The sequence below is a fragment of the Pseudomonas sp. NyZ201 genome, from assembly GCF_049860765.1.
GTDB lineage: Bacteria > Pseudomonadota > Gammaproteobacteria > Pseudomonadales > Pseudomonadaceae > Aquipseudomonas > Aquipseudomonas bharatica.
Genome location: NZ_CP187557.1, coordinates 4,476,574 through 4,501,561, shown reverse-complemented (window position 1 = coordinate 4,501,561; position 24,988 = coordinate 4,476,574). Strand labels below are relative to the sequence as shown.

The window sequence follows — 24,988 nt, the reverse complement described above, 5'->3', positions numbered from 1 at the left end:
TCAACCTTCGAAGGTTTCCCCGACATGAGCATCAGCTTCGACAAAGCGCTCGGTATCCACGAAAAGGCCCTGAGCTTCCGCGCCCAGCGCGCCGAGGTTCTGGCCAACAACATCGCCAACGCCGATACGCCGAACTTCAAGGCGCGCGACATGGACTTCTCCAAGGTGCTCGCCGCCGAAGCCGAGAAGACCCAGAACGGCGGCCATTTCGCCCTGGACCGGACCAACGCCCGGCATATCGAGGCCGAGGGCGTGACCCTCAGCGACGAGTCGCTTCAGTACCGCACGCCGATGCAGCCTTCGATCGACCAGAACACCGTCGATGCCCAGCTCGAGCAATCGAGCTACGCGGAAAACGCCGTGGGTTTCCAGGCCAGCTTCACGCTGCTCAACAGTAAATTCAAAGGGCTGGTTTCGGCCCTGCGCGGAGAGTAAGTCATGTCCCTCGCCAGTGTTTTCAACATCGCCGGTAGCGGCATGAGCGCCCAGACCACCCGTCTGAACACCGTCGCTTCGAACATCGCCAACGCCGAGACCGTCTCGTCGAGCATCGATCAGACCTACCGCGCGCGCCACCCGGTGTTCGCCACTACCTTCCAGCAGGCGCAGAACGGCAACCAGTCGCTGTTCCAGGACCAGGACGCAGCAGGGCAGGGCGTGCAGGTGCTCGGTGTGGTCGAAGACCAGAGCAACCTCGAAGCGCGCTACGAGCCGAACCATCCGGCGGCGAACAAGGACGGCTACGTCTACTACCCGAACGTCAACGTGGTCGAGGAAATGGCCGACATGATCTCGGCCAGCCGTTCATTCCAGACCAACGCCGAGTTGATGAACACGGCCAAGACCATGATGCAGAAAGTACTGACCCTGGGTCAGTGATAAGGGATTACGCCAGTGGCTAGCGTCAACGATACGACAGCAGGGGTGAACCTCAACGACGTCATCAAGGCCTCGGGGACCAAGAGTACCTCGCAGACCGGCGTCGCCTCCGCCACCAACAGCTCCACCGGCGGCCAGACCCTGGGCAAGGATGCGTTCCTGCAGCTCCTGGTCACCCAGATGCAGCACCAGAACCCCCTGGATCCGCAGGACAACAGCGAATTCGTGGCCCAGCTCGCCCAGTTCAGCAGCCTCGAGGGCATTACCTCGCTGAACGAGTCGGTCAATGCGATTTCCGGCAACTACAAATCGTCCCAGGCCCTGCAGGCCTCGTCCCTGGTCGGTCGCTCGGTGATCGCCCAGACCGACAAGGCGGTGGTCGATACCACCAAGAGCCTCAACGGTTCGGTAGTGGTGCCGCAGTCGGTCAGCAGCGTCACCGTCACCATCACCGACAAGGACGGCAACGCCGTGCGCACCCTGCAACTGGGCGAACAGAAGGCCGGCAACGCCTCGTTCGTCTGGGACGGCAAGAACGACAAGGGTGAAGTGGTTTCGCCGGATACCTACTCGTTCAAGGCGACCACCACCGTCGACGGCAAGGCCATGGAGATGTACACCCTGCTCCCGGCCACCGTCAGCAGCGTCACCATCAGCCAGACAGGGGGCGAGATGATGCTCAACCTCGCCGGTCAGGGCAGCGTCGCGCTGTCCAAAGTGCAAACCATCGGTATATAGAGCCGGCTAACGGCACAGGAGTGAAAGATGTCCTTCAATATCGGCCTTAGCGGTCTCTATGCAGCCAGCAAGCAGCTGGACGTTACCGGCAACAACATCGCCAACGTTGCCACCACCGGCTTCAAATCCTCGCGCGCGGAGTTCGAGGACGTGTACTCGGCAAGCAAGCTCGGCGTCGGCAGCAAGACCGTCGGCAACGGCGTGCGCCTGGCGGCGGTGTCCCAGCAGTTCGGCCAGGGTGACGTGAACAACACCGGCAACGTGCTGGACATGGCCATCCAGGGCCAGGGCTACTTCATCCTCAGCGACAACGGCTCGCTCAGCTACACCCGTGCCGGTGCCTTCCAGACCAACAAGGACAACTACGTCGTCACCTCCGATGGCCTGCGCCTGCAGGGTTATGCCGCCGACGAGAACGGCACGATCATCAAGTCCGGCCTGACCGACCTGAAGATCGACACCTCGGCGCTGGCGCCCAAGGCCACCAGCCTGATCGACCAGGGCATCAACCTGAATTCCTCGGCCGACAGCATTCCGCTGGCGCCGACCGGCCCGGCCTTCGTGCCGACCGACGAAACCACCTACAGCAAGAAGTTCTCGACCGAGATCTACGATAGCCAGGGTAACAAGCACACCATGGAGCAGTACTATCGCAAGACCGATCAGAACACCTGGACCATGTACACCCTGATCGACGGCCGCAATCCGCAGAACCCGGCCAGCACCACGCCGCTGACCGGCACCATGACCTTCAAGTCCGACGGCAGCGTCAACAGCATGACCGGCTCGGTCGCGCCGGACGACAGCTTCGCCGTGGTCAACAACGTGTTCACGGTCAAGGGCTGGATTCCGTCGGCGTACAACTCCACCACCGGTACCTGGTCGCCCAATGGTTCGGCCGCGAACCCGGACGGCATCCGCCTGGACATGAACTCGACCACCTCGTACAACACCGAGACGGCGCGCCTGTCCCAGTCCCAGGACGGTTATGCCACCGGCATCCTGTCGAGCCTGAGCATCGACTCCACCGGCGTCATGTTCGCCAGCTTCAGCAACCAGCAGTCCCGTGCCATCGGCCAGCTGGCCATCGCCAGCTTCGCCAACGAGCAGGGCCTGGAGCAGCAGGGCGGCACCCGCTGGAAGGAAACCTACGCCTCGGGCATCCCGGGCATCGACACGCCGAAGACCGGTACGCTCGGCTCGATCTCTTCCAACTCCCTGGAAGAATCGAACGTCAACCTGACCCAGGAACTGGTCGAGCTGGTCAAGGCGCAGTCCAACTACCAGGCCAACGCCAAGACCATCTCCACCCAGAGCTCCATCATGCAGACCATCATCCAGATGACCTGATGTTGGCTGGGTAGTGTGATCACGCGAGCCCCTTCCCGATCCGGGCGGGGGTTTGTCGTTTCAGCGAGGTGGAAATGAAGCGTTTTGTGCTGGCTGGAGTGTTGTTCGTGCTGGCAAGCCAGGCGGTGGCGGCGATGGCCCCGTGGTACCGCTGGGAAAGCCAGGCCGACGGGCGCTTGGTCTGCGCCCAGCAGGCGCCGGGTGAGGGCTGGAAGCGTTTTGCCGGGCCGTTCAATAATGCCGGGTGCCGGCCTTGATGGAATAGAAGGATGCCGCGGACCCTGTGGGAGCGGGTTCACCCGCGATTACGGTAGTGGACTCACCATAGCAATCGCGGGTGAACCCGCTCCCACAGGGTCCGCGGTGCTTTTGCTTTTCCCTTGAGGCGGGATCTTGCCGCCCTCCGGCAAACCCACCGCCGATAATTTGTCTTCCCCCTCCGCAACAACCCTCCGCAAAACCAGCAAAACCCCGAAAACACAGGGCTTTTCCCGCCTTGGCAAAATCTGGTTCGAAAATTGCTTTCATCGCTCGACAGCAGCGGTGAACGGCAAGTGTTCGCCAGCCCAGCGGAGGAAGACTGTGGACAAGATGCTTTACGTGGCCATGACCGGCGCCAGCCAGAACGCGCTGGCGCAGAAGGCCCATGCCAACAACCTGGCGAACATTTCCACCAGCGGTTTCCAGCGTGACCTGGAGCAGGCCCGTTCGATGCCGGTATTCGGTGACAGCTTTCCGGCGCGGGCCTATGCCATGACCGAGCGCCCAGCCACCGATTTCAGCCCCGGTGCACTGCAGGAAACCGGCCGTGACCTGGATATCGCCATCGGCGGCGACGGCTTCATTGCCGTACAGGCGCCGGACGGCAGCGAAGCCTACGTGCGCACCGCCAGCCTGAACGTCGACGCGGTCGGTGTCCTGCGTGCCGGCAACGGCATGCCGGTGATGGGTAACGGCGGCCCCATCGCCGTGCCGCCGGAGCAGAAGATCGAGATCGGCCAGGACGGCACCATCACCATCCGCGCCATGGGCGAAGGCCCGCGGGTACTGGCCGAGGTCGATCGCATCAAGCTGGTCAACCCCGACCTGAAGACCATGACCAAGGGCCTGGACGGGATGATCCACACCAAGAGCGGCCAGCCTGCCCCGGCCGATGCCAACGTGCAGGTGGTGTCCGGTTTCCTCGAGGCCAGCAACGTCAATGCCGTGGAGGAAATGACCTCCGTGCTGGCGCTGGCCCGGCAGTTCGAGTTGCACGTAAAGATGATGAACACGGCCAAGGAAGGCGACGAAGCCATGGCTCGGGTTTTGCAAATCAGCTAATGACACAGGCGTAGCGCCGAAAAACAGGCGTACGAGGAGAACAGCATGCTTCCGGCTCTTTGGGTCAGTAAAACCGGTCTGTCCGCCCAGGACACCAACCTGACCGTGATTTCCAACAACCTGGCCAACGTCTCGACCACCGGCTTCAAGCGGGATCGCGCCGAATTCCAGGACCTGCTCTACCAGGTCAAGCGCCAGCCCGGTGCCCAGTCTACCCAGGACAGCGAATTGCCGTCGGGCCTGCAAGTGGGTACCGGTGTGCGCATCGTCGGCACCCAGAAGAACTTCATGACCGGCAGCCTGCAGACCACCGAGAACCCGCTGGACCTCGCGGTCAACGGCCGTGGCTTCTTCCAGATCCTGCAGCCGGACGGCACCGTCTCCTACACCCGTGACGGCACCTTCCACCTGAACTCCGACGGCCAGATCGTCACCGCCAACGGTTTTGCCCTGGAACCCGCCATCGTCGTGCCGCCGGATGCCCAGACCTTCACCGTCGGCCAGGACGGCACCGTGTCGATCACCACTGCCGGCAACCCGGCGGCGCAGATCATCGGCAACATCCAGACCGCCGACTTCATCAACCCGGCCGGCCTGCAGGCCCAGGGCGGCAACCTGTTCCTGGAAACCGCCGCCAGCGGCGCGCCGCAGATCGGTACCCCGGGCCTCAACGGCTTCGGTACCACCATGCAGCAGACCCTGGAAAACTCCAACGTCAGCACCGTGGAAGAGCTGGTCAACATGATCACCACCCAACGTGCCTACGAAATGAACTCCAAGGTGATTTCCACCGCCGACCAGATGCTCTCGTACGTTACCCAGAACCTGTAACTGACGTGACCAAGGTCGCTATTTCGCTACTCGTTACACCGTGAGGTCAGAGTCATGAGCCGTTTGTTGTCTGTTGTCGCCCTGGGGGGGGCGGTGTTGCTGGCTGGTTGCGTCGCGCCGACGCCCAAGCCCAACGATCCGTACTACGCGCCGGTGCTGCCGCGTACGCCCCTGCCGGCGGCCGCCAACAACGGCTCGATCTACCAGGCCGGGTTCGAGCAGAACCTGTACAGCGACCGAAAGGCGTTCCGGGTCGGTGACATCATCACCATCACCCTCAACGAGCGGACCCAGGCCAGCAAGAATGCCAACTCGCAGATCGACAAGGACAGCACCGCGAACATCGGCCTGACCTCGCTGTTCGGCTCCAGCCTGACCACCAACAACCCGATCGGCAGCAACGACCTGAGCCTCAGTGCCGGCTATAAGGGCGACCGCGGCACCAAGGGCGATGCCAAGTCGGCGCAGAGCAACACCCTGACCGGTTCGATCACCGTGACCGTGGCCGACGTGCTGCCCAACGGCATCATCGCCGTGCGCGGGGAAAAGTGGATGACCCTGAACACCGGCGACGAGCTGGTGCGTATCGCCGGCCTGGTCCGCGCCGATGACATCAGCACCGACAACACCGTGTCTTCCACCCGGGTGGCGGATGCACGCATTACCTATTCCGGTACCGGGGCCTTCGCCGATGCCAGCCAGCCCGGCTGGTTCGACCGCTTCTTCCTCAGTCCGCTTTTCCCGTTCTAGGTTCGGGTGACCATGCTCAAGTTCAAGCAGTTCGTTGCCGCGACCCTTCTCCTGGCCGCGGCGTGCAGCGCCCAGGCCGAGCGGCTGAAGGACATCGCCAGCATTTCCGGCGTGCGTTCCAACCAGTTGATCGGCTATGGCCTGGTGGTGGGGCTCAACGGTACGGGTGACCAGACCACCCAGACCCCGTTCACCCTGCAGACCTTCAACAACATGCTCTCGCAGTTCGGTATCAAGGTGCCGCCAGGGTCGGGCAACGTGCAGTTGAAAAACGTCGCGGCGGTTTCCGTGCATGCCGACCTGCCGCCGTTCGCCAAGCCGGGGCAGGTGGTGGACATCACCGTGTCCTCCATCGGCAACTCGAAAAGCCTGCGCGGCGGCAGCCTGCTGATGACCCCGCTCAAGGGTATCGACGGCAACGTCTATGCCATCGCCCAGGGCAACCTGGTGGTAGGCGGCTTCGATGCCGAGGGCCGTGACGGTTCGAAGATCACCGTCAACGTTCCGTCGGCGGGCCGGATTCCCGGCGGCGCTTCCGTGGAGCGCGCCGTGCCCAGCGGTTTCAACCAGGGCAACAGCCTGACCCTGAACCTCAACCGTCCTGACTTCACCACCGCCAAGCGCATCGTCGACAAGGTCAACGAACTGCTCGGCCCGGGTGTGGCCCAGGCGGTCGACGGCGGTTCGGTGCGGGTCACTGCGCCCCTGGATCCGGGCCAGCGCGTCGATTACCTGTCGATCCTGGAAAACCTCGAGATCGATCCGGGCCAGGCGGTGGCCAAGGTCATCATTAATTCGCGTACCGGTACCATCGTGATCGGCCAGAACGTCAAGGTATCGCCGGCCGCCGTGACCCACGGCAGCCTGACCGTGACCATCACCGAAGACCCGATCGTCAGCCAGCCGGGGGCGTTCTCCAACGGCCAGACCGCGGTGGTGCCGCGTTCCCGGGTCAACGCCCAGCAGGAAGCCAAGCCGATGTTCAAGTTCGGCCCGGGCACCACGCTCGACGAGATCGTCCGTGCCGTCAACCAGGTGGGCGCCGCGCCCAGCGACCTGATGGCGATCCTTGAAGCACTGAAGCAGGCCGGCGCGTTGCAGGCCGACCTGATCGTGATCTGAGGAGCGCAACCGATGGATCTGCCCAAGAGCGCCATGTTCAGCACCGCCGACAGCGGTGCCTATACCGACCTCAATCGCCTCAATTCGCTCAAGGTCGGCGACCGCGACAGCGAGGGCAACCTGCGCAAGGTGGCCCAGGAATTCGAGTCGCTGTTCCTCAATGAAATGCTCAAGTCGGTGCGTTCGGCCACCGACGTGCTGGCCAAGGACAACCCGCTCAATACCGAGACCACCAAGCAGTACCAGTCGATGTACGACCAGCAGCTGGCGGTGAGCCTGTCCCGCGAGGGTGGGGGTATCGGGCTGCAGGACGTGCTGATGCGCCAGTTGTCCAAGCAAAAGTCGAGCAGCGTCAACACCAGCCCGTTCCCGCGGGTCGATGTCGAGCAAAAGGCGCTGTGGGCCAGCAAGGTCGCCGAGCCGGTGCGCAGCAGCGAGGCTGGCGCCGGCACCCGCAACGATGTCGCCGCCCTCAATTCACGGCGCCTGGCCCTGCCGGGCAAGCTCACCGATCGCTTGCTGGCGGGCATCGTGCCGTCGGCCAATGCCAACGCGGCCACCACCAATACCGCAGCGATTCCCGGACGTACCACGGCCATGACCGACGCGGTAGTGAAGGGTGACTGGGAGCCGGCACAAACCTTCGCCGCGCCCGGTTCTTCCATGCGCATCTACGGTCGCGCCGTGGCCCAGCCGCCCCTGGCGCCGGCGAAGAAAGCCTTCGATTCCAGCGACGACTTCGTCGCCACCATGCTGCCGATGGCCGAGCAGGCGGCCAGGCGGATCGGCGTCGATCCGCGCTACCTGGTGGCCCAGGCGGCGCTGGAAACCGGTTGGGGCAAGTCGGTCATGCGCGCCTCCGACGGCAGCAGCAGTCACAACCTGTTCGGCATCAAGGCCACCGGCAACTGGGAAGGGGATTCGGCGCGGGCGATCACCAGCGAGTTCCGCGACGGCCAGTTCGTCAAGGAGACCGCGGCGTTCCGCTCCTATGACTCGTACCAGGACAGCTTCCACGACCTGGTCAGCCTGTTGCAGAACAACAGTCGCTATCAAGAAGCGGTGAAGTCGGCCGATAACCCAGAACAATTCGTGCGAGAGCTGCAAAAGGCCGGGTACGCCACCGACCCGAACTACGCCAGCAAGATCTCGCAGATCGCAAAACAGATGAAGTCGTACGACAGCTACGCGGCGATGAGCCCAACGACGAAACTATAAGGTTTGAACCATGGCGAGTTTGATCAGCATCGGGATGTCGGGACTTGGGGCCGCCCAGTCGGGCCTGCATACCACGGGTAACAACATTGCCAACGCCGATGTTGCCGGCTATTCGCGCCAGCAGAACATCCAGACCACCAACGGCTCGATCCGCTACGGCCAGGTGTACATCGGTTCCGGTACCACCCTGGCCGACGTGCGCCGGGTGTACAACGCGTTCCTCGACAACCAGTTGCAGACCAGCACGTCGCTGAACAGCGACGCCGCGTCGTACCTGAACCAGATCACCTCGGTGGACAACCTGCTGTCCGACGCCAACACCGGCGTCACCGGCGCCCTGAAGAGCTTCTTCAGCGCGCTGCAGGGCCTGTCTGCCAAGCCCAACGACGATGCTTCGCGGCAGTTGCTGCTGACCAACGCCGAAGCCCTGGCCAACCGCTTCAACACCATCGCTGCGCAGTTCAAGGAACAGAACAGCAACATCAACGGCAACCTCAAGTCGATGACCGAACAGGTCAACAACCTGGCCAAGACCGTGGCGTCGCTGAACGAGCAGATCGCCAAGGTCGGCGCGGTCAATGGCCAGCCCAACGACCTGCTCGACCAGCGCGACGAGACCATCCGCCAGCTCAACGAGCTGGTCGGCGTGCAGACCACCAACCGCAACGGCAACATCGACGTGACCCTGGCCAACGGCCAGTCGCTGGTCCTGGGCACCAGCGTCAATGCCCTGAGCGTGGTCACCAGCACCACCGACCCGAGCCAGGTGTCGATCAAGCTGGCCTACAACAACACCACCGTGGATGTGACCAACTCCCTCACCGGTGGCGAGATCGGCGGCCTGCTGCGCTACCGCAAGGATACCCTGATCCCGGCCCAGAACGAGATCGGCCGCCTGGCCCTGGTCATGGCCGACAAGGTCAACACCCAGCTGGCCCAGGGGATCGACAAGAACGGTGAATTCGGTTCGGCGCTGTTCAACGACATCAACAGCGCCCTGTCCATGGCCGGACGCAGCATCGCCATGAACGGCAACAGCACCGGCTCCGGCAACCTCGACGTGGTGATCAAGGACACCAGCCTGCTCAGCACCAGCGACTACCAGGTGACCTTCACCAGCGCCACCAGCTACACCGTGCGCAAGCTGCCGGACAACACCAGCATGGGCAGCTTCGACCTCACTGATGATCCGCAGCCGGTCATCGATGGTTTCAGCCTGAACCTCAACGGCGGTGCGCTCAGTGCCGGCGACAGCTTCAAGATCACGCCGACGCGCAACGGCGCGGCGAACCTCGACGTGGTCATGACCGACTCGAAGAAACTGGCCATGGCTGCGCCGCTGGGCGCTACCGCCGGCGGCAGCAACACCGGCACCGGGGTGATCTCCCAGCCGGTCCTGACCTCGGTCCTGGATATCGCCGACCCGGCCCAGCGCCTGGAACTGCAGAACGGCATCAAGTACGGAACGCCGGTGCGCCTGGTGTTCGGCGACGAAACCGCCTCGCCGCAGACCTACTCGGTGGTCGATGCCAAGGGCAACGCCATCGGCAGCGGCACCTTCATTCCCGGGCAGAACAACACCCTGCAGATCAACGTGCCGATGGTCGATGCCTCCGGCGCGCCGGTGCTGGACGGCAGTGGCGTGCAGAAGACCTTCGCCTTCCAGATGGACATCAGCGGCGCGCCGAAGAAGAACGACAGCTACACCGTGTCCCTGACCGGTGCTTCGTCCTCGGACAACCGCAACGGCCTGAGCCTGCTGGAACTGCAGAACAAGCAGACCGTCGACGTCGGTAGCACCACCAAGGGCGTCAGCATCAGCGATGCCTACGGCAAGCTGGTGGAAAGCGTCGGGGCCAAGACCCAGCAAGCCAAGATGGACAGCGCGGCGACCGAGGTCATCCTGACCCAGGCCAAGGCTTCCCGGGATTCGCTCTCCGGCGTGCAGCTGGATGAAGAGGCCGGCAACCTGGTCAAGTACCAGCAGTACTACACCGCCTCGTCGCAGATCATCAAGGCGGCGCAGGAAGTCTTCAACACCTTGATCAGTGCGCTTTAAGGAGTCGTAGAGCATGCGTATTTCCACTTCCCAGTACTACGAATCCAGCGCCGCCAACTACCAGCGCAACTATTCCAACGTAGTCAAGACCGGCGAGGAAGCCAGCGACCTGATCCGCGTGCGCACCGCCGCCGATGACCCGGTAGGCGCGGCGCGCCTGTTGCAGCTCGACCACCAGAGCTCGATGCTCGAGCAGTACGCCACCAACACCACGTCGGTGCGCAACAGCCTGAGCCAGGCGGAAACCACCCTGAACTCGATCAACACCCTGTTGCAGCGAGTCAATGAGCTGGCGCTGGGGGCGGGCAACGCCGGCTTTACCGATACCGAGCGCAAGGCCACCGCCACCGAGCTGGGCAAGCTCGAAGAGCAGTTGCTGAGCCTGATGAACACCCGCGACGAGAACGGCCAGTACCTGTTCTCCGGCTCCAAGAGCGATACCCAGCCCTTCGTGCGCAACGCCGACGGCACCTACAGCTACATGGGCGACGAGGGCGAGCTGAAACTGCAGGTCGGCGACATGCTGACCATGGCCGCCACCAACAGCGGGGCCAAGACCTTCGAGCAGGCGTTGAACACCAACCGTACCCAGACCACCCTGACCGCACCCACCCCGGATGACGGTCGTGTGCGTTTCACCGACGGGCAGATGTCCAGCGCCTCGGGCTACAACGACCAGTTCCGCAGCGGTCAGCCCTACACCATCACCATGCTCAGCAGCACCCAGTTCAAGGTCACCGATGCCTCGGGGACGGATGTCACCGCCGATGCGACCAATGCCGGGACCTTCGATCCGAGCACCACGGGTGGCGTTTCGGTCAGCTTCCGTGGCGTCGACCTGCGCCTGAACATCAACCTGCAGGCCGGTGACACCAACCCGGATGCCGTGGTGGCCGGGCACACCTTTACCCTGGAGAGCAAGCCGGACACCATCACCGGCGTGCGCAGCCCAGGCAACGCCTCCAGCACCCAGGTCAGCTCGACCCAGGTGGTGGATGCCGACAAATACGCCAAGGCGTTCCCATCCGGTGGTGCGGTGATCAAGTTCACCAGCGCCACCGACTTCGAGCTGTACGCCTCGCCGGTAACCGCCGACAGCCGTCCGGTGGCCAACGGTACCCTGGCCGGTACGCCGCCGACGGCCACCGCTGCCGGTGTGCAGTTCGACTTCAGCGCAGCGCCTGCTTCCGGTGACCAGTACGTGGTGCAGGTCAACAAGCACCAGACGCAAAACATCCTCGACACCGTCGCCCAATTGCGCCAGGCCCTGGAACAGCCGATCGACGGTAGCACCGCCGGCCAGCAGCAACTGCGCGAAGCCCTCGATGCGGCCATCTCCAACATCAGCAGCGGGCAGGACCAACTTGGCTACACCGTGACTTCCATCGGTGGCCGGGGCAAGGCCCTGGACCTGCAGGAACTGGCCAACGAGAGCCTGAGCATCGCCAACGCCAGCACCCAGTCGTCGATCCGCGACTCGGACCCGGCCGAGGTCATGACCCGCCTGACCCTGCAACAGACCATGCTCCAGGCGTCGCAGATGGCCTTCAGCCGGATCAGCCAGCTGAGCCTGTTCAACAGCCTGTAAAACCTGCGCTTGCGCCGCGTCCCCGCTGCGGGCGCGGCGCGGCACAGCCGCCATTCCCCCAGTGCCAGGCTGTTCCGTTTCACCCGAGGGCGGTTCCTGGTCGAGAGTCTTCCCGTGAATCCAGCACCTCTTGTCAGCCTTGTCATTCCCGCCAACAACGCCCGTTATTTCCGCGCGGCCCTGGTCAGCGCCCTGGCGCAGAGCCATGACCACCTCGAAGTGATCGTCTGCGACGAAGGGCGCGACGACGAGATCAAGGCCATCGTCGACGAGCTGGAGCCCCTGGCGCGCTGCCCCTTGTATTACCAGCGCAACGCCCGGCCCCTCGGTCTGCCGCACAACCTGCTGGCGGGGCTGGAGCTGGCCCGTGGTGAATACGTACAGTTCCTTTGCGACGACGACCGCCTGCTGGCCGACTGCATCAGCAGCGAGCTGAAGCTGTACCTGGCCAATGACGACGTCAGCCTGGTCACCACTCGCCGCAGCCTGGTGGACGGCGAGGATTTCTCCCTGGCCCAGCGCCTGGAAAACAGCTGGTTCACCTGGGGTGACACGGTCTACCACGGCAACGACCTGCTGGACTTCTTCGAAAGCAATCCGCTGAACTTCATCGGCGGTTTCAGCAACACCCTGATGCGCGCCAAGGACCTGAACGAGTTGCTGCCAGCGCTGGTCGAGGCCGGGTTCCACGCCCATATCGATTTCGCGCTGTTCGTCTGCCTGCTGCGGCGCGGCAACCTGGCGGTGACCGCCCAGATCAACTGCATCGAGCGCATCCATCCCGAGCAGTTGCGCCGCCAGGCGGACCTGCAAGCCTCGCGCGCCAACGAGCTGCAATGGCTGCGCAGCATGTTCGCCGCCCGTCCGCCGGCCAGCGAGTCGTTCTCCGGCTGGGTGAAGATCCATGTCCTGCCGGTGGATGGCGCCAGCGTCGAGCGTGTCTGGGAAAACCTGTTCCTGGTCCATGTCTTGCGCAGCTTGCAGGCGATCCAGGAGTCCCAGGTCGGCGACCACAGCGATACCTTCGCCGAGCTTTACAAGGAATGGCTCGGCTGCCGCCAGGACCCGCTGGTACTGCGCCGCTTGATGCGCCTGAGCGAGCACTGGGAACGGCAGCCGCGGATTGCCGTGGTGGTACTCGACAGCGAGGGCGAGAGTCAGGCACGCCAGCGCACCCTGGACAGCATCCAGCGCCAATGCTACGGCGCCGCGAGCACCCTGTTGCTGAGTGCCGGCCGGCTGCCGGCCAGCCTCGATGAAAGCCTGATCGGCCGGGCGTTGCAGGACGACTGGGCGTTGCAGCTCAACGAAGTGCTGGCCGAGCTGGACGGCATCGACTGGTTCTGCCTGCTGCGCGCCGGTGATCGCCTCAGCGAGTTCAGCCTGATGCTGATGGCCGAGCGCATCGTGCACCTGGGCGAAATCGCCTGCCTCTACGGTGACGAAGGCGGGCTGGATGACGAGGTTTCCAGCGAGCCGGTGTTCAAGCCCGACTTCAACCTCGACCTGCAGCGGGCCTATCCCTTCACCGGGCGGGTGCTGGCGTTCTCGCGTGCTCATTACCTGGCGGCGGGCGGTTTTGCCGGCGGCTACCGGGAACTGGCGCCCCATGACCTGCTCTGGCGCCTGGTGGAAAGCCACGGCCCGCAGGTGGTCGAACATGTTCCGGAAGTCCTGGTGGAGTCGGCCTTCGGCTTCGCCGCCTGGCTGTCGTCGCCGGCCGTGGTTGCGGAAAATCCGCGGGTGCTCGATGCCCACCTGCGCCGCCTGGGCATGGATTATCGCCTGGAAAACGAGATGGGCAGCGCGATCAACCAGATCCGCTACCTGCATTCGGCGCAGCCACTGGTGACCCTGGTCTTCAGTTTCCGCGACCAGGTCGCCGCGCTGGAGCGTTGCCTGGAAAGCGTATTTGCCAAGACCACCTACCCGAACTACGAAGTGCTGGTGATCGACAACGCCAGCCAGCGCGAGGAGTCGCGAGCCTGGCTGGCAGCCATGGCGCAGATGGGGGCGCGCCTGCGGGTACTGGAGCTGGACGAGGAAAGCTCGTTCGCCGCCCAGCAGAACCTGGCGGCGGGGCAGGCCCGGGGCGAATACCTGGTGATGCTCGACGTCTTCACCGTGATAACCGAAGGTGACTGGCTGGATGAGCTGTTGGCCCATGGCCAGCGTCCCGAAGTCGGCATGGTCGGTGCCGAACTGGTCAACGCCCATGGCCTGGTGGTCAATGCCGGCGGCATCCTGGGCATGCGTGGCGCGGTGTATTCGCCGTTCGTGGGCGAGGCGAGCCAGGCCGGTGGCTATATGCAACGGCTGCAGGTGGCGCAGAACTACTCGGCCCTGGGCGCCGATTGCCTGTTGGTGCGCAAGCAGTTGCTGCTGGAACTGGGCGGCTTGAACGACGCCGTTTTCAGCGCTGCCTTCAGCGATGTCGACCTGGGGCTGCGCATGCGCCAGGCCGGTTATCTCTGTGTCTGGACGCCGCGTGCGCGCCTGGTGCTGGACCGTCCGCCGGGCCCGGCGCCGGACCCGCAGAAGGAAGCCGAGCGCCAGGCCGTGCTGGTCCAGCAGCACGAGGCCTTCCAGCAGGCCTGGATGCCGGTGATTGCCCGGGATCCGGCGTATAACGTGAACCTCTCGCTCAAGGAGGCGGCGTTCCGTCTCGAGCCTGGGCTCAAGGACGGCTGGCAGCCTTTCGTCGGGCGTTCGCTGCCGCACATCCTCGCCTTGCCGATGAACAAGACCGCGGTGGGCCACTACCGGGTCATCAAGCCGCTGACCGAGCTGGAGGCGGCGGGCTGGGTGACGCAGCAGCAGTACTTCGAGATTCCCACCAACGTCGAGCTCGCGCGCAGCGCCCCCGACGTGGCAATCCTGCAGGGGCGCTACACCGAAGGTTTCATCAAGGAAATCGAGCGGCTCAAGACCTACTCGAAGGGCTTCGTCATCTACGAACTGGACGACTACGTGGTCAAGGTGCCGAAGAAGAACGGCCACCTCAAGCACACCCCACGCGACCTGGAGGGTTCGCTGCGCCGCGGCATTGCCCGTTGCGACCGCCTGGTGGTGTCCACCGAGCCGCTGGCCGATGCCCTGAGCGATACCCACCGCGACATCCGCGTGCTGCCCAACATGCTGGCCGAGGAACTCTGGGTCGGCCAGCGCGCCCGGCGCCGTACCTCCAGCAAGCCGCGGGTAGGGTGGGGCGGCGGTACCAGCCATACCGGCGACCTGGAAGTGATTGCCGAGGTGATCAAGACCCTGGCCAACGAGGTGGAGTGGATCTTCTTCGGCATGTGCCCGCCGGCCTTGCGCCCCTACATCCACGAATTCCATCCGCCGGTGGGCCTGGGTGCCTACCCGGCCAAGCTGTCCAGCCTCAACCTGGACCTGGCGCTGGCGCCGCTGGAGTTCCACATCTTCAACGACTGCAAGAGCAACCTGCGCTTGCTGGAGTACGGCGCCTGCGGCTACCCGGTGATCGTCACCGACACCGCCGCCTACCGGGGCTACCTGCCGTGCACGCGGGTCAAGACCAACTCCACCGAGGAATGGCTGGAAGCGATCCGCATGCATCTGGCCGACCCTGACGCCAGCTACCGCATGGGCGACCAATTGCACGACGAGGTCATGCGCAACTACGTGCTGCGGCCGGAGCATGTGCAGGTGTGGTATGACGGCTGGATGCCGGGGTAATCCCACAGGTATCGCGGACAACGCCGAACCCTGTGGGAGCTGGCCTTGCCAGCGATGAGGCCCGAAAGGGCGCTGCAAATCTGGCGCGTTTCCTGCAAGTCCCCCTCTCATCGCCATAAATCCCGCGCTGCAGCCGTGCGCGACGACAGGGGAAGGACATGAAGGCAGTAATTCTGGCCGGTGGGCTGGGTACCCGCATCAGCGAGGAATCGCACCTCAAGCCCAAGCCGATGATCGAGATCGGCGGGAAGCCAATTCTCTGGCACATCATGAAGCAGTACTCGGCCCACGGTATCCACGATTTCGTCATCTGCCTTGGCTACAAGGGCTATGCGATCAAGGATTTCTTCGCCAACTATTTCCTGCATACCTCCGATGTCACCTTCGACATGCGTGCCAATCGCATGGACGTGCACCAGAACTACAGCGAGCCGTGGCGGGTCACCCTGATCGACACCGGCGAGGAAACCATGACCGGTGGCCGCCTGCGCCGCGCCGCCCGCTACGTGGAAGACGAGCAGGCCTTCTGCTTCACCTACGGCGACGGTGTGTCCGACCTGAATATCGGCGCCCTGGTGGACTTCCACATGGGCCATGGCAAGCTCGCCACGGTCACCGCCGTGCAACCGCCGGGACGCTACGGCGCCCTTGAGCGCGACGGTGACAAGGTCAGCGGCTTCATCGAGAAACCCCGCGGCGACGGCGGCTGGATCAACGGCGGTTTCTTCGTGCTGTCGCCGAAGGTCCTGCCCTATATCATCGACGATCACACCTCCTGGGAATCCGAGCCCCTGGCCCGGCTGGCGGCAGAGGACCAACTGAACGCCTTCCAGCACGATGGCTTCTGGCATCCGATGGATACCCTGCGCGACAAGAATCATCTCGAACAGTTATGGCAGAGCGGGGAGGCCCCATGGAAACAGTGGGCCTGAATGCCGAATTCTGGAACGGCAAGCGCGTACTGCTGACCGGTCACACCGGTTTCAAGGGCAGTTGGCTGGCACTCTGGCTGCGGGAACTGGGCGCCGAAGTCACCGGCTTCGCCCTCGATCCGCAACCCGGCCCCAACCTGTACGAGCTGGCCCAGGTCGGCCGCGATATCAAGGACGCCCGTGGCGACCTGCGCGACCTTGGCGCCCTGCTCGAAGTGGTGGCCGAGGCGCAGCCGGAAATCGTCCTGCACCTGGCGGCGCAGCCCTTGGTGCGCGAGGCCTATCGCGATCCGCTGGGCACCTGGTCCAGCAACGTGATGGGCACGCTCAACCTGCTCGAAGCCATTCGCCAGGTCGGCGGCGTGCGCTCGGTGGTGCTGGTCACCACCGACAAGGTCTACGCCAACCAGGAATGGCCATGGCCCTACCGCGAGAACGAAGCCCTCGGCGGCCACGATCCGTACAGCAGCAGCAAGGCCTGCTGCGAACTGCTGGCGCAATCCTACGCGGCGTCCTTCTTCCCGCCGGCCAGCCACGCCGAGCATGGCCTCGCCCTGGCCACGGCGCGGGCCGGCAATGTGCTCGGCGGCGGCGATTTCGCTGCCGAACGCCTTATTCCCGATGTGCTCAAGGCCTGGGATGCGGGGCATCCGGTGACCTTGCGCTATCCCCAGGCGGTCCGCCCTTGGCAGCACGCTCTCGAACCGCTGGCGGGCTACCTGCTGCTGGCCCATCGCTTGTATACCGAGGGCCCGGTTTTCGCCGGTGCGTGGAACTTCGGCCCGGCCGAAGGCGATATGTGCAGCGTTGGCGATGTGGTCGCGCACCTGTCGCGGCAATGGCCGGACTCGCCGGGCATGCGCGTCGAGCCGAGCGACCTGCATGAAGCCGGCGTGCTGCGCCTGGACAGCGGCCGTGCCCGGCAACTGCTCGGCTGGCGCACCCGCTGGTCCTTGCGCGAGTGCCTGGAGCACACCCTGCAATGGCACCTGGCGTGGAAGCGTGGCGACGAGATGCGCGCCGTTACCCTGGATCAGCTGAACCTGTACGCGGAGCTGTCGTGAGCGACCTGCAACTCCATGCCCTGCCGCTGGCCGGGCTCTACAGCGTGCAGCACAAGCGCCACGGCGATGCCCGCGGGCAGTTTTCCCGGCTGTTCTGCGAAGGCAGCCTGGACGGCCTGGGCGTGCCGTTGCACATTCGCCAGATCAATCACTCGCACACCCTCGGCCAGGGTTCGGTGCGCGGCCTGCATTACCAGCAGGGCGAGCAGCCGGAAGCCAAGCTGATCACCTGCCTGCGCGGTGAAGTCTGGGATGTGGCGGTGGATCTGCGCGAGGGCTCGCCGACCTTCCTGCACTGGCATGCCGAACACCTCAAGGCCGGTGACGGTCGCAGCCTGCTGATCCCCGCCGGTTTCGCCCATGGCTTCCAGGTGCTCGGCGAAGAGGCCGAGCTGCTTTACCTGCACAGTGCGGACTACGCGCCGGGACGCGAAGGCGGACTGTCGGTGCACGACCCGCGCCTGGCCATTGCCTGGCCGCTGCCTGTCAAGAATCTGTCGGCCCGGGATGAGGCCCATCCCTGGCTGGATCATCATTTCACCGGAGTGCCTGCATGAATTGCCGTGGCTGTGGCGCAGCGCTGAGCCTGCCCCTGATCGACCTGGGCACCGCGCCGCCTTCCAATGCCTACCTGCGCGTCGAGCAACTGGCGGCTGCCGAGGCCTGGGTGCCGCTCAAGGTTGGCGTCTGCCAGGCGTGCTGGCTGGTGCAGACCGAGGACTACACCCGCGCCGACGCGCTGTTCGATGCCGACTACGCCTATTTCAGTTCCTACTCCAGTTCGTGGCTGGCCCATGCCCGGCAGTACGTCGAGGACATGAGCGCGCGCTTCGGCCTGGACGAGCACAGCCGGGTGGTGGAAATCGCCGCCAACGACGGCTACCTGCTGCAATACGTCGCCGCACGCGGCATTCCCTGCCTCGGCGTCGAGCCGACCCGCAGCACCGCCCAGGCCGCGCGTGAAAAGGGCCTGGACATTCGCGAGGTATTCTTCGGCGAACAGGCGGCCGCGCAACTGGTGGGCGAGGGCTGGAGTGCCGACCTGATGGCGGCCAACAACGTGCTCGCCCATGTTCCGGACATCAACGATTTCCTGCGCGGCTTCGCCACGCTGCTCAAGCCGTCGGGGGTTGCCACCTTCGAATTCCCGCACCTGCTCAGCCTGATGGCCGAGAGCCAGTTCGACACCCTGTACCACGAGCATTATTCCTACCTGTCGCTGACGGCGGTGCGCACCCTGTGCCAGCGCAACGGCCTGGAGATCTTCGACGTCGAGGAGCTGCCGACCCACGGTGGCTCGTTGCGGGTCTACGTGCAGCGTGCCGATGGTCCGCAGGCGGCGCGGCCGGCGGTGCAGGCCTTGCTCGACACGGAGGACAGGGTGGGCGTAACCACCACCGGTTTCTACGCGACACTGGCCCCGGCCGCCGAACGCATCAAGCACCAGTTGCTGCGCTTCCTGCTCCAGGCCAAGGCCGAGGGCAAGCGCGTGGTTGGCTATGGCGCTGCCGCCAAGGGCAACACCCTGCTCAACTACGCCGGGGTCCGCGCCGACCTGCTGGCCTGGGTGGCCGACGCCAATCCGCACAAGCAGGGCAAGTTCCTCCCCGGGAGCCGCATTCCGGTGGTCGCACCGGAGCGCCTGGCCGCCGAGCAGCCGGACTACGTGCTGGTATTGCCGTGGAACCTGCTCAAGGAAGTCAGCGAGCAGCAGGCGCTGGTGCGTGAATGGGGCGGGCGTTTCGTCATCGCCGTGCCGGAGCTGACCATCCTGTGACTGCGATGACCGTACTGGTGACCGGTGCCAGCGGCTTTGTCGGGCGGCACCTGGTCGCTGCATTGCTGGCCCGTGGTTGCCAGGTGCGCGCGGTGGCCCGTCGCCAGGCGCCGGCGCGAGCCTTGCCATGGTTCGACCGGGTCGGGTTCGTGGCCGCCGATATCCATGATCCGCGCACCGATGTCGCTGCCCTGTGCGAAGGCGTCGATGCCCTGGTCCACCTGGCATGGCCGGGCCTGCCCAACTACCAGGGGTTGTTCCATCTGGAACACAACCTGATGGCCGACTACCGCTTCATCAAGCACGCCGTCGAGGCCGGGGTAGGGCAGGTGCAGGTCACCGGCACCTGCTTCGAGTACGGCATGCAGAGCGGCCCGCTGAGCGAAACCCTGGAATGCCGGCCGGCCAATGCCTACGGCCTGGCCAAGCACAGCCTGCATCTGTTCCTCGACACCTTGCGCCAGCAGGTGCCGTTCACCCTGCAATGGGCGCGGCTGTTCTACCTGCATGGCGAGGGGCAGAACCCCAACAGCCTGCTGGCGGCCCTGGACCGGGCCATTGACGCGGGGCAGGCGCAATTCGACATGTCGGGCGGCGAGCAATTGCGGGATTTCCTGCCCGTCGAGACGGCCACCGCACATCTCGCCACTTTGCTGCAACGGCGCGATTTCAGTGGCGTGGTCAATATTTGCAGCGGCCAGCCGATAGCGGTACGCAGCCTGGTGGAGCGCCACCGCGCCGCGCGGGATTCGCGGATCGCCCTGAACCTGGGGCACTACCCTTATCCGGCGCACGAGCCCATGGCCTTCTGGGGCGATGCCCGATGCCTGCATACCTTGCTGGGAGCAGAACATGAAGCATGAGTTGTACCGCGCCGATGCCTTGCCGGTGCTGCAGAACCGCACATTCGCCGATGCCGCCAGCGCCCGGGCCAGTGCCAGCGCCGATATGCGCCTGGTGCAGGATGCTCGCACCGGCCTGGTGTTCAACGATGCCTTCGATGCCGACAAGCTCAGCTACGACAGCGACTACCAGAACGAGCAGGCCCATTCCGGGCAGTTCCAGCGTCATCTGAACGATGTCGAGGCCATCGTTGCCCGCCATTTCAAGGGCCACAGCCTGATCGAAGTGGGCTGCGGCAAGGGGTACTTCCTCGAACTGCTGCGCGAACGCGGCTATGCCGTGACCGGTATCGATCCGGCCTATGAAGGCGACAACGCCGACGTGATCAAGGCGCCGTTCACCGCCGAACTGGACCTGCGCGCCGATGCCATCGTGCTGCGCCATGTGCTGGAGCATATCGCCGATCCGGTGGGGTTCCTCCACGAGATCGCCCGGGCCAACGGCAACGCCGGCCTGATCTACATCGAAGTGCCGTGCCTGGACTGGATCATCGAGCACAAGGCCTGGTTCGACCTGTTCTACGAGCACGTCAACTATTTCCGCCTCTCTGACCTGCAGCGCCTGTTCGGCCGTGTGCTGGAGGCCGGGCGCCTGTTCGGCGAGCAATACCTGTACGTGGTCGCCGACCTCGCCAGCCTGCGCCGCCTCGACGATGGCGCGGCCGAGCCACTGCGCCTGCCGGCTGATTTCAATGCCAGCCTGGCACGTGCGGTGCAGATCGTGCAGCGCGATGCCGGCAAGGGCTCGGCGATCTGGGGCGCGTCGTCCAAGGGCGTGATCTATTCGCTGTTCCTGCAGCGTGCCGGGGTGGCGGTCGACCAGGTGGTCGATATCAACCCGGCCAAGCAGGGCCGCTACCTGCCGCTGAGCGGCGTGCGCGTTTCGTCGCCGCAGGAGGCCATGGCCGCCTTGCCCGACGGCGCCAACCTGTTCGTGATGAATTCCAACTACCTCGAAGAAATCCGCCGCATGACCGCCGACCGGTTCGTCTACCACGCCGTCGACAGCGCCGCATTTCAATGACTTCCCGGAGAGACAGCACCATGACCGACGTTATCAAGGCCTTCGAAGCCGAATGCGAGGCCGGCATCAAGGCCCAGGGCCAGGACGAGCAGCTCAAGGGCCTGGCCCGGGACTTCTTCAACGAGTCGGCCAAGCACAAGTACAGCTACCACTTTTCGTGGATGGGCCGGCCGATCATCCAGCTGCCCCAGGACATGCTGGCGATGCAGGAGATCATCTGGCGGGTCAAGCCGGACCTGATCATCGAATGCGGCATCGCCCACGGCGGTTCGATCATCTACTACGCCTCGTTGCTGGAACTGCAGGGCCATGGCGAGGTGCTGGGCATCGACCTGGACATCCGCCCGCACAACCGCGAGGCCATCGAAAGCCATCAGATGGCCAGGCGCATTTCCATGATCGAGGGTTCGAGCATCGATCCGGCGGTGGTGGAGCGCGTGCGCGCCTTCGCCGAAGGCAAGAAGGTGATTCTGGTGCTGGATTCCAACCACACCCATGAGCACGTGCTCGAAGAACTGCGTGCCTACGCACCGCTGGTGGCGGTGGGCAGCTACTGCGTGGTGATGGATACCGTGGTCGAGGACATGCCGCCGGAGTTCTTCCCGGACCGTCCTTGGGGCCCGGGCGACAACCCGAAGACCGCGGTGTGGGAATACCTCAAGGAAAATGCCGATTTCGAAATCGACCAGCAGATGCAGGACAAGCTGCTGATCAGCGTGGCGCCGGATGGCTACCTGCGCCGGGTGCGCTGACTTTTACCGACCCTAATGGCCCCGGCTTGCCAGCGATGGGGCCCGAGAGCACACAGCAGATTTCCCGTCAGGTACCCACATGCCAAGCACTGCCCTGAACAACCAGTTCACCCTGGTCATGCTGACCCACAAGCGCCCCGGCTTCCTGCGCCGCGCCTTGCAGTACTACAAGGACTTTCCCGGCACCCTGCTGGTGCTCGACTCCTCGCCGGAGCCGGCTGCCGGTATCACCGAGCGCTTCCCGCGGGTCGACTACCGGCACCTGCCGCAGTTCGACTACCGTGGCTTCCAGGCCAAGATCAAGCACGGCCTGGGCCTGGTGACGACGCCCTACATGGCGCTGGTCGCCGACGATGACTTCATCCTGCCCGATGCCATCGGCGAGTCCCTGGACTTCCTCGAAGCCCATCCGGACTACGGCATGTGCCAGGGCTACAGCATGATGTACCTGGCCCAGGCGGGGCACATCAACTACTACCGCCGCGACAAGAAGATCGGCCAGGAGGACTTCGCCAGCGACGATCCGCGCCAGCGCATCCTCGACTACCTGTACGCCTTCATCCCGCCGTTCTACGCGGTGACCCGCACCTCGCTGCTGCAGGACTGGGCTGCGCAGATTCCCGACAACCTGCGTTTCGAATGGCTGGAGGTCAGCCACACCTGGTTCCTGCTGGCCAGTGCCAAGGCGCGCATGCTGCCGATCCCTTATGCGGTGCGCGAAGCCAACTACGGCGCCTCCGAGCACAATACCGAGGTCACCTACGCCCTGGCCCTGCCAGACCCGGCCTCGGTGGCCAGCCGTGAGGAATTCAGCGACGTGCTGGCCGGCCTCGAGACACCGCTCAAGGGCGAGCGCGAACAATTGCGCGCCCTGGCCCGGGAGAGTTTCGCCCTGATGTACGAAGGCCTGGCCGGTGGTCGCTCGCTGATCATCGAGCCGGTCTTCTCTTCCCACGTCAATGGGCCCGGCGAAGCATCGACCTACAAGTTCCTGCCGACCCAGTACGTCAACCTGCCGTTCTACAACCAGGCGTTCTTCGACCGACTGGGCGAAATCGAATTCCTCCTGCATGCCCTGCCGGCGGGCCGCGTGCAGCAGGAAGAGCTGGAGTCGATCTGGCTGCAGCAGGAACGCCTGCTTGCCGTGCACCCCGAGGACAACGCGTTCAGCCAGATCGCTCGCGCCCGCGAAGCGCTCAAGGCCGCGCCGTACAACCTGGCGGTCGTCAAGCGCCTGGCTGACTTGCTGCATGACGATGGCGAGACCGAAGAGGCCGGCAAGTTGCAGGCATGGGCCCGGCGCCTGGAAGCCGTGGCCAGCGACGGCGGCCGCGCGCTGCTCGGCGCCCAGCCATCCGGACGCCTGCTCGACTGGCTGGAGGCGCGCCAGCCCGACCCGGCCAGCCGCGAAGCCGTCGCCGCGCACCTCAAGCAGCATCAGGGTGGCCCGCAGATCGGCATCCTCCTGCTCAACCTCGAGCATGACGAAGCCAGGCTGCAGGCCACCTTCGACAGCCTGATCAACGGCGTCAGCCGCTCGTTCCGCATCATTGTCTTCACCACCGGGCCGCTGCCGGCCATGACCAGCCTGCAAAGCACCCTGCATTTCGTCCGGGTGAGCAAGGACGACTACGTCGACAAGATCAACCAGATCGCCCGCCAGAGTAGCTGCGACTGGCTGATGCTCGCCGAGGCCGGTGACGAGTTCACCGCCACCGGCTTGCTGCGTGCCGGCCTGGAGCTGCTCGACGCGCCGGACTGCCGTGCCGTGGCGGTGGACGAGATCCAGCAACTGTCCGGCGGTGCCTGGCGTGAACTGCTGCGCCCCGGCATCAACCTCGACCTGCTGCAAAGCCTGCCGCCGCTGATGGCGCGGCACTGGCTGGTACGCCGCGAGGTGCTGGTGGAGGCGGGCGGTTTCGCCAGCGAATTCAGCGAGGCGCTGGAATACGAATTGCTCCTGCGCCTGATCGAGAAGGGCGGCCTGAACGGTCTCGCCCACCTCGACGAGCCGCTGTTGATCAGCCGGGCGCCCGAGCTCAAGCACAACGAACATGCCCGCCAGGCCCTGGCCCGGCATCTGGCCGCGCGTGGCTACAAGGCCCAGGTCAGCTCGGCGCTGCCGGGGGCCTTGCGCATTGACTACCGCCACCTGGAGCGACCGCAGGTGTCGATCATCCTGCGCAGCGAGGACAACCAGGAAGCATTGCAGCGTTGCCTGGAAAGCGTTTTGCAGCGTACCCGCTACCTGCGCTACGAGGTGCTGGTCGCCGATAACGCCAGCCAGTCGCCGGCGCACCTGCAATGGCTGGAGCAGTTGCAGCAGCTCGGTGGACGCGTACGCGTCCTGCAGAGCCCGCAGCGGCTTGGCGAAGCGGCCCTGATCAACGCCGCCAGCGCCGAAGCGAACGGTGAGTACCTGGTGCTGCTGGCCCCTGACGCCGAGGTGGTCAATGCCAACTGGCTGGAGCTGTTGCTCAACCAGGCCCAGCGGCCGGAGGTCGGCATCGTCGGCGCCAAGCTGGTGGATGCTGCCGGCAACGTGACCCAGGGCGGGTTGATGCTGACGGCGGACGGTGTGCAGGCTGCGCATGTTGGTCTGAAGAAGGAAGAAACCGGCTATCTCGGCCAGGCTGCGGTGGAGCAGAACTACCCGGCGGTCTCGGCCATCTGCCTGATGGTGCGGACCGAGGTGTTCCGCGCCCTGGGCGGGCTGGATGAGGTCGGGTTCGCTGACGCCTACGCCGATGTCGACCTGTGCCTGAAAGTGGCCGAAGCCGGTCTGCTGACGGTGTGGACGCCACAGGTGCAGGTGGTGCATCCGGGGCAGTTGCCGCAGGACGAGGTTGCCCTCGCGGCGTTGCGTGGCAAGTGGGCCGGGCTGTGGAGCAGCGCTGCCCATGGTCGCAGCCTGAAGCCCGAGCAGGCGGCGTTCGACTGGAAAGCGCTGATCGGTTGAAGGCGGGGCCGGCGATGGGGT

The 24,988-nt window shown here is 64.8% G+C and carries 21 protein-coding genes; all 21 read left to right on the top strand.

Annotated features, from left to right (window positions below):
* Positions 1 to 24: 24 nt before the first annotated feature.
* Positions 25 to 435, top strand: coding sequence for a flagellar basal body rod protein FlgB (gene flgB / locus ACPFMA_RS19975; RefSeq protein WP_425928525.1), 411 nt, complete (start codon positions 25 to 27; stop codon positions 433 to 435).
* 3 nt (positions 436 to 438) lie between these two features.
* Entirely contained in the window at positions 439 to 879 is a 441-nt protein-coding gene (gene flgC / locus ACPFMA_RS19970) for a flagellar basal body rod protein FlgC (RefSeq protein ID WP_064302498.1), read from the top strand.
* 15 nt (positions 880 to 894) lie between these two features.
* Entirely contained in the window at positions 895 to 1,617 is a 723-nt protein-coding gene (flgD, locus tag ACPFMA_RS19965; RefSeq protein ID WP_037061276.1) for a flagellar hook assembly protein FlgD, read from the top strand.
* 27 nt (positions 1,618 to 1,644) lie between these two features.
* Positions 1,645 to 2,967, top strand: a complete 1,323-nt coding sequence (gene flgE, locus ACPFMA_RS19960) for a flagellar hook protein FlgE (protein ID WP_064302499.1) — start codon at positions 1,645 to 1,647, stop codon at positions 2,965 to 2,967.
* A gap of 74 nt (positions 2,968 to 3,041) precedes the next feature.
* Positions 3,042 to 3,224 (top strand): hypothetical protein, encoded by a 183-nt coding sequence (locus tag ACPFMA_RS19955; protein ID WP_064302500.1) that lies wholly within the window; start codon positions 3,042 to 3,044, stop codon positions 3,222 to 3,224.
* A gap of 325 nt (positions 3,225 to 3,549) precedes the next feature.
* Positions 3,550 to 4,290 carry a flagellar basal body rod protein FlgF gene (locus ACPFMA_RS19950; protein ID WP_009402930.1) on the top strand — a complete coding sequence of 247 codons (741 nt, stop codon included), beginning with the start codon at positions 3,550 to 3,552 and terminating at the stop codon, positions 4,288 to 4,290.
* Between the two features lie 45 nt (positions 4,291 to 4,335).
* A complete protein-coding gene (gene flgG / locus ACPFMA_RS19945; RefSeq protein WP_009402928.1) occupies positions 4,336 to 5,121 on the top strand; it encodes a flagellar basal-body rod protein FlgG in 786 nt (261 codons plus the stop codon).
* A 54-nt stretch (positions 5,122 to 5,175) separates the two neighbouring features.
* On the top strand, positions 5,176 to 5,871 hold the full coding sequence (gene flgH / locus ACPFMA_RS19940) for a flagellar basal body L-ring protein FlgH (protein WP_064302501.1): 696 nt from the start codon (positions 5,176 to 5,178) through the stop codon (positions 5,869 to 5,871).
* A 12-nt stretch (positions 5,872 to 5,883) separates the two neighbouring features.
* On the top strand, positions 5,884 to 6,993 hold the full coding sequence (locus ACPFMA_RS19935) for a flagellar basal body P-ring protein FlgI (protein WP_009402924.1): 1,110 nt from the start codon (positions 5,884 to 5,886) through the stop codon (positions 6,991 to 6,993).
* A gap of 12 nt (positions 6,994 to 7,005) precedes the next feature.
* On the top strand, positions 7,006 to 8,211 hold the full coding sequence (gene flgJ, locus ACPFMA_RS19930) for a flagellar assembly peptidoglycan hydrolase FlgJ (protein WP_279897694.1): 1,206 nt from the start codon (positions 7,006 to 7,008) through the stop codon (positions 8,209 to 8,211).
* Positions 8,212 to 8,221: 10 nt separating this feature from the next.
* Positions 8,222 to 10,270 (top strand): flagellar hook-associated protein FlgK, encoded by a 2,049-nt coding sequence (flgK, locus tag ACPFMA_RS19925; protein WP_064302503.1) that lies wholly within the window; start codon positions 8,222 to 8,224, stop codon positions 10,268 to 10,270.
* A 13-nt stretch (positions 10,271 to 10,283) separates the two neighbouring features.
* Entirely contained in the window at positions 10,284 to 11,858 is a 1,575-nt protein-coding gene (locus tag ACPFMA_RS19920) for a flagellar hook-associated protein 3 (protein WP_425928524.1), read from the top strand.
* Positions 11,859 to 11,972: 114 nt separating this feature from the next.
* The gene (locus ACPFMA_RS19915) at positions 11,973 to 15,557 is read left to right on the top strand and encodes a glycosyltransferase (RefSeq protein WP_425928523.1); all 3,585 of its coding nucleotides are present in this window, start codon (positions 11,973 to 11,975) and stop codon (positions 15,555 to 15,557) included.
* 158 nt (positions 15,558 to 15,715) lie between these two features.
* Positions 15,716 to 16,489: a glucose-1-phosphate cytidylyltransferase gene (gene rfbF / locus ACPFMA_RS19910; RefSeq protein WP_009402915.1), complete on the top strand. Its 774-nt coding sequence runs from the start codon at positions 15,716 to 15,718 to the stop codon at positions 16,487 to 16,489.
* Positions 16,471 to 17,553: a CDP-glucose 4,6-dehydratase gene (gene rfbG / locus ACPFMA_RS19905; protein WP_064302506.1), complete on the top strand. Its 1,083-nt coding sequence runs from the start codon at positions 16,471 to 16,473 to the stop codon at positions 17,551 to 17,553. Before rfbF ends, rfbG begins: the two co-directional genes overlap by 19 nt.
* Positions 17,550 to 18,110 (top strand): dTDP-4-dehydrorhamnose 3,5-epimerase family protein, encoded by a 561-nt coding sequence (locus ACPFMA_RS19900; protein WP_425928522.1) that lies wholly within the window; start codon positions 17,550 to 17,552, stop codon positions 18,108 to 18,110. Before rfbG ends, ACPFMA_RS19900 begins: the two co-directional genes overlap by 4 nt.
* Entirely contained in the window at positions 18,107 to 19,330 is a 1,224-nt protein-coding gene (locus ACPFMA_RS19895; protein WP_425928521.1) for a methyltransferase domain-containing protein, read from the top strand. Before ACPFMA_RS19900 ends, ACPFMA_RS19895 begins: the two co-directional genes overlap by 4 nt.
* Positions 19,331 to 19,335: 5 nt before the next feature.
* Positions 19,336 to 20,193, top strand: a complete 858-nt coding sequence (locus ACPFMA_RS19890; protein ID WP_425930611.1) for an NAD-dependent epimerase/dehydratase family protein — start codon at positions 19,336 to 19,338, stop codon at positions 20,191 to 20,193.
* On the top strand, positions 20,183 to 21,256 hold the full coding sequence (locus ACPFMA_RS19885) for a class I SAM-dependent methyltransferase (RefSeq protein ID WP_425928520.1): 1,074 nt from the start codon (positions 20,183 to 20,185) through the stop codon (positions 21,254 to 21,256). Before ACPFMA_RS19890 ends, ACPFMA_RS19885 begins: the two co-directional genes overlap by 11 nt.
* A 20-nt stretch (positions 21,257 to 21,276) precedes the next feature.
* Positions 21,277 to 22,008, top strand: a complete 732-nt coding sequence (locus ACPFMA_RS19880) for a cephalosporin hydroxylase family protein (RefSeq protein ID WP_009402908.1) — start codon at positions 21,277 to 21,279, stop codon at positions 22,006 to 22,008.
* A gap of 79 nt (positions 22,009 to 22,087) precedes the next feature.
* Entirely contained in the window at positions 22,088 to 24,967 is a 2,880-nt protein-coding gene (locus tag ACPFMA_RS19875; RefSeq protein WP_420058670.1) for a TIGR00180 family glycosyltransferase, read from the top strand.
* Positions 24,968 to 24,988: the final 21 nt, after the last annotated feature.

Bases quoted from the DNA above. Each gene is read 5' to 3' on its own strand.
- flgB (WP_425928525.1), top strand. From the start codon at position 25: ATGAGCATCAGCTTCGACAAAGCGCTCGGTATCCACGAAAAGGCCCTG.
- flgC (WP_064302498.1), top strand. From the start codon at position 439: ATGTCCCTCGCCAGTGTTTTCAACATCGCCGGTAGCGGCATGAGCGCC.
- flgE (WP_064302499.1), top strand. From the start codon at position 1,645: ATGTCCTTCAATATCGGCCTTAGCGGTCTCTATGCAGCCAGCAAGCAG.
- ACPFMA_RS19955 (WP_064302500.1), top strand. From the start codon at position 3,042: ATGAAGCGTTTTGTGCTGGCTGGAGTGTTGTTCGTGCTGGCAAGCCAG.
- flgG (WP_009402928.1), top strand. From the start codon at position 4,336: ATGCTTCCGGCTCTTTGGGTCAGTAAAACCGGTCTGTCCGCCCAGGAC.
- flgH (WP_064302501.1), top strand. From the start codon at position 5,176: ATGAGCCGTTTGTTGTCTGTTGTCGCCCTGGGGGGGGCGGTGTTGCTG.
- ACPFMA_RS19935 (WP_009402924.1), top strand. From the start codon at position 5,884: ATGCTCAAGTTCAAGCAGTTCGTTGCCGCGACCCTTCTCCTGGCCGCG.
- flgJ (WP_279897694.1), top strand. From the start codon at position 7,006: ATGGATCTGCCCAAGAGCGCCATGTTCAGCACCGCCGACAGCGGTGCC.
- flgK (WP_064302503.1), top strand. From the start codon at position 8,222: ATGGCGAGTTTGATCAGCATCGGGATGTCGGGACTTGGGGCCGCCCAG.
- ACPFMA_RS19920 (WP_425928524.1), top strand. From the start codon at position 10,284: ATGCGTATTTCCACTTCCCAGTACTACGAATCCAGCGCCGCCAACTAC.
- rfbF (WP_009402915.1), top strand. From the start codon at position 15,716: ATGAAGGCAGTAATTCTGGCCGGTGGGCTGGGTACCCGCATCAGCGAG.
- rfbG (WP_064302506.1), top strand. From the start codon at position 16,471: ATGGAAACAGTGGGCCTGAATGCCGAATTCTGGAACGGCAAGCGCGTA.
- ACPFMA_RS19895 (WP_425928521.1), top strand. From the start codon at position 18,107: ATGAATTGCCGTGGCTGTGGCGCAGCGCTGAGCCTGCCCCTGATCGAC.
- ACPFMA_RS19890 (WP_425930611.1), top strand. From the start codon at position 19,336: ATGACCGTACTGGTGACCGGTGCCAGCGGCTTTGTCGGGCGGCACCTG.
- ACPFMA_RS19885 (WP_425928520.1), top strand. From the start codon at position 20,183: ATGAAGCATGAGTTGTACCGCGCCGATGCCTTGCCGGTGCTGCAGAAC.
- ACPFMA_RS19880 (WP_009402908.1), top strand. From the start codon at position 21,277: ATGACCGACGTTATCAAGGCCTTCGAAGCCGAATGCGAGGCCGGCATC.
- ACPFMA_RS19875 (WP_420058670.1), top strand. From the start codon at position 22,088: ATGCCAAGCACTGCCCTGAACAACCAGTTCACCCTGGTCATGCTGACC.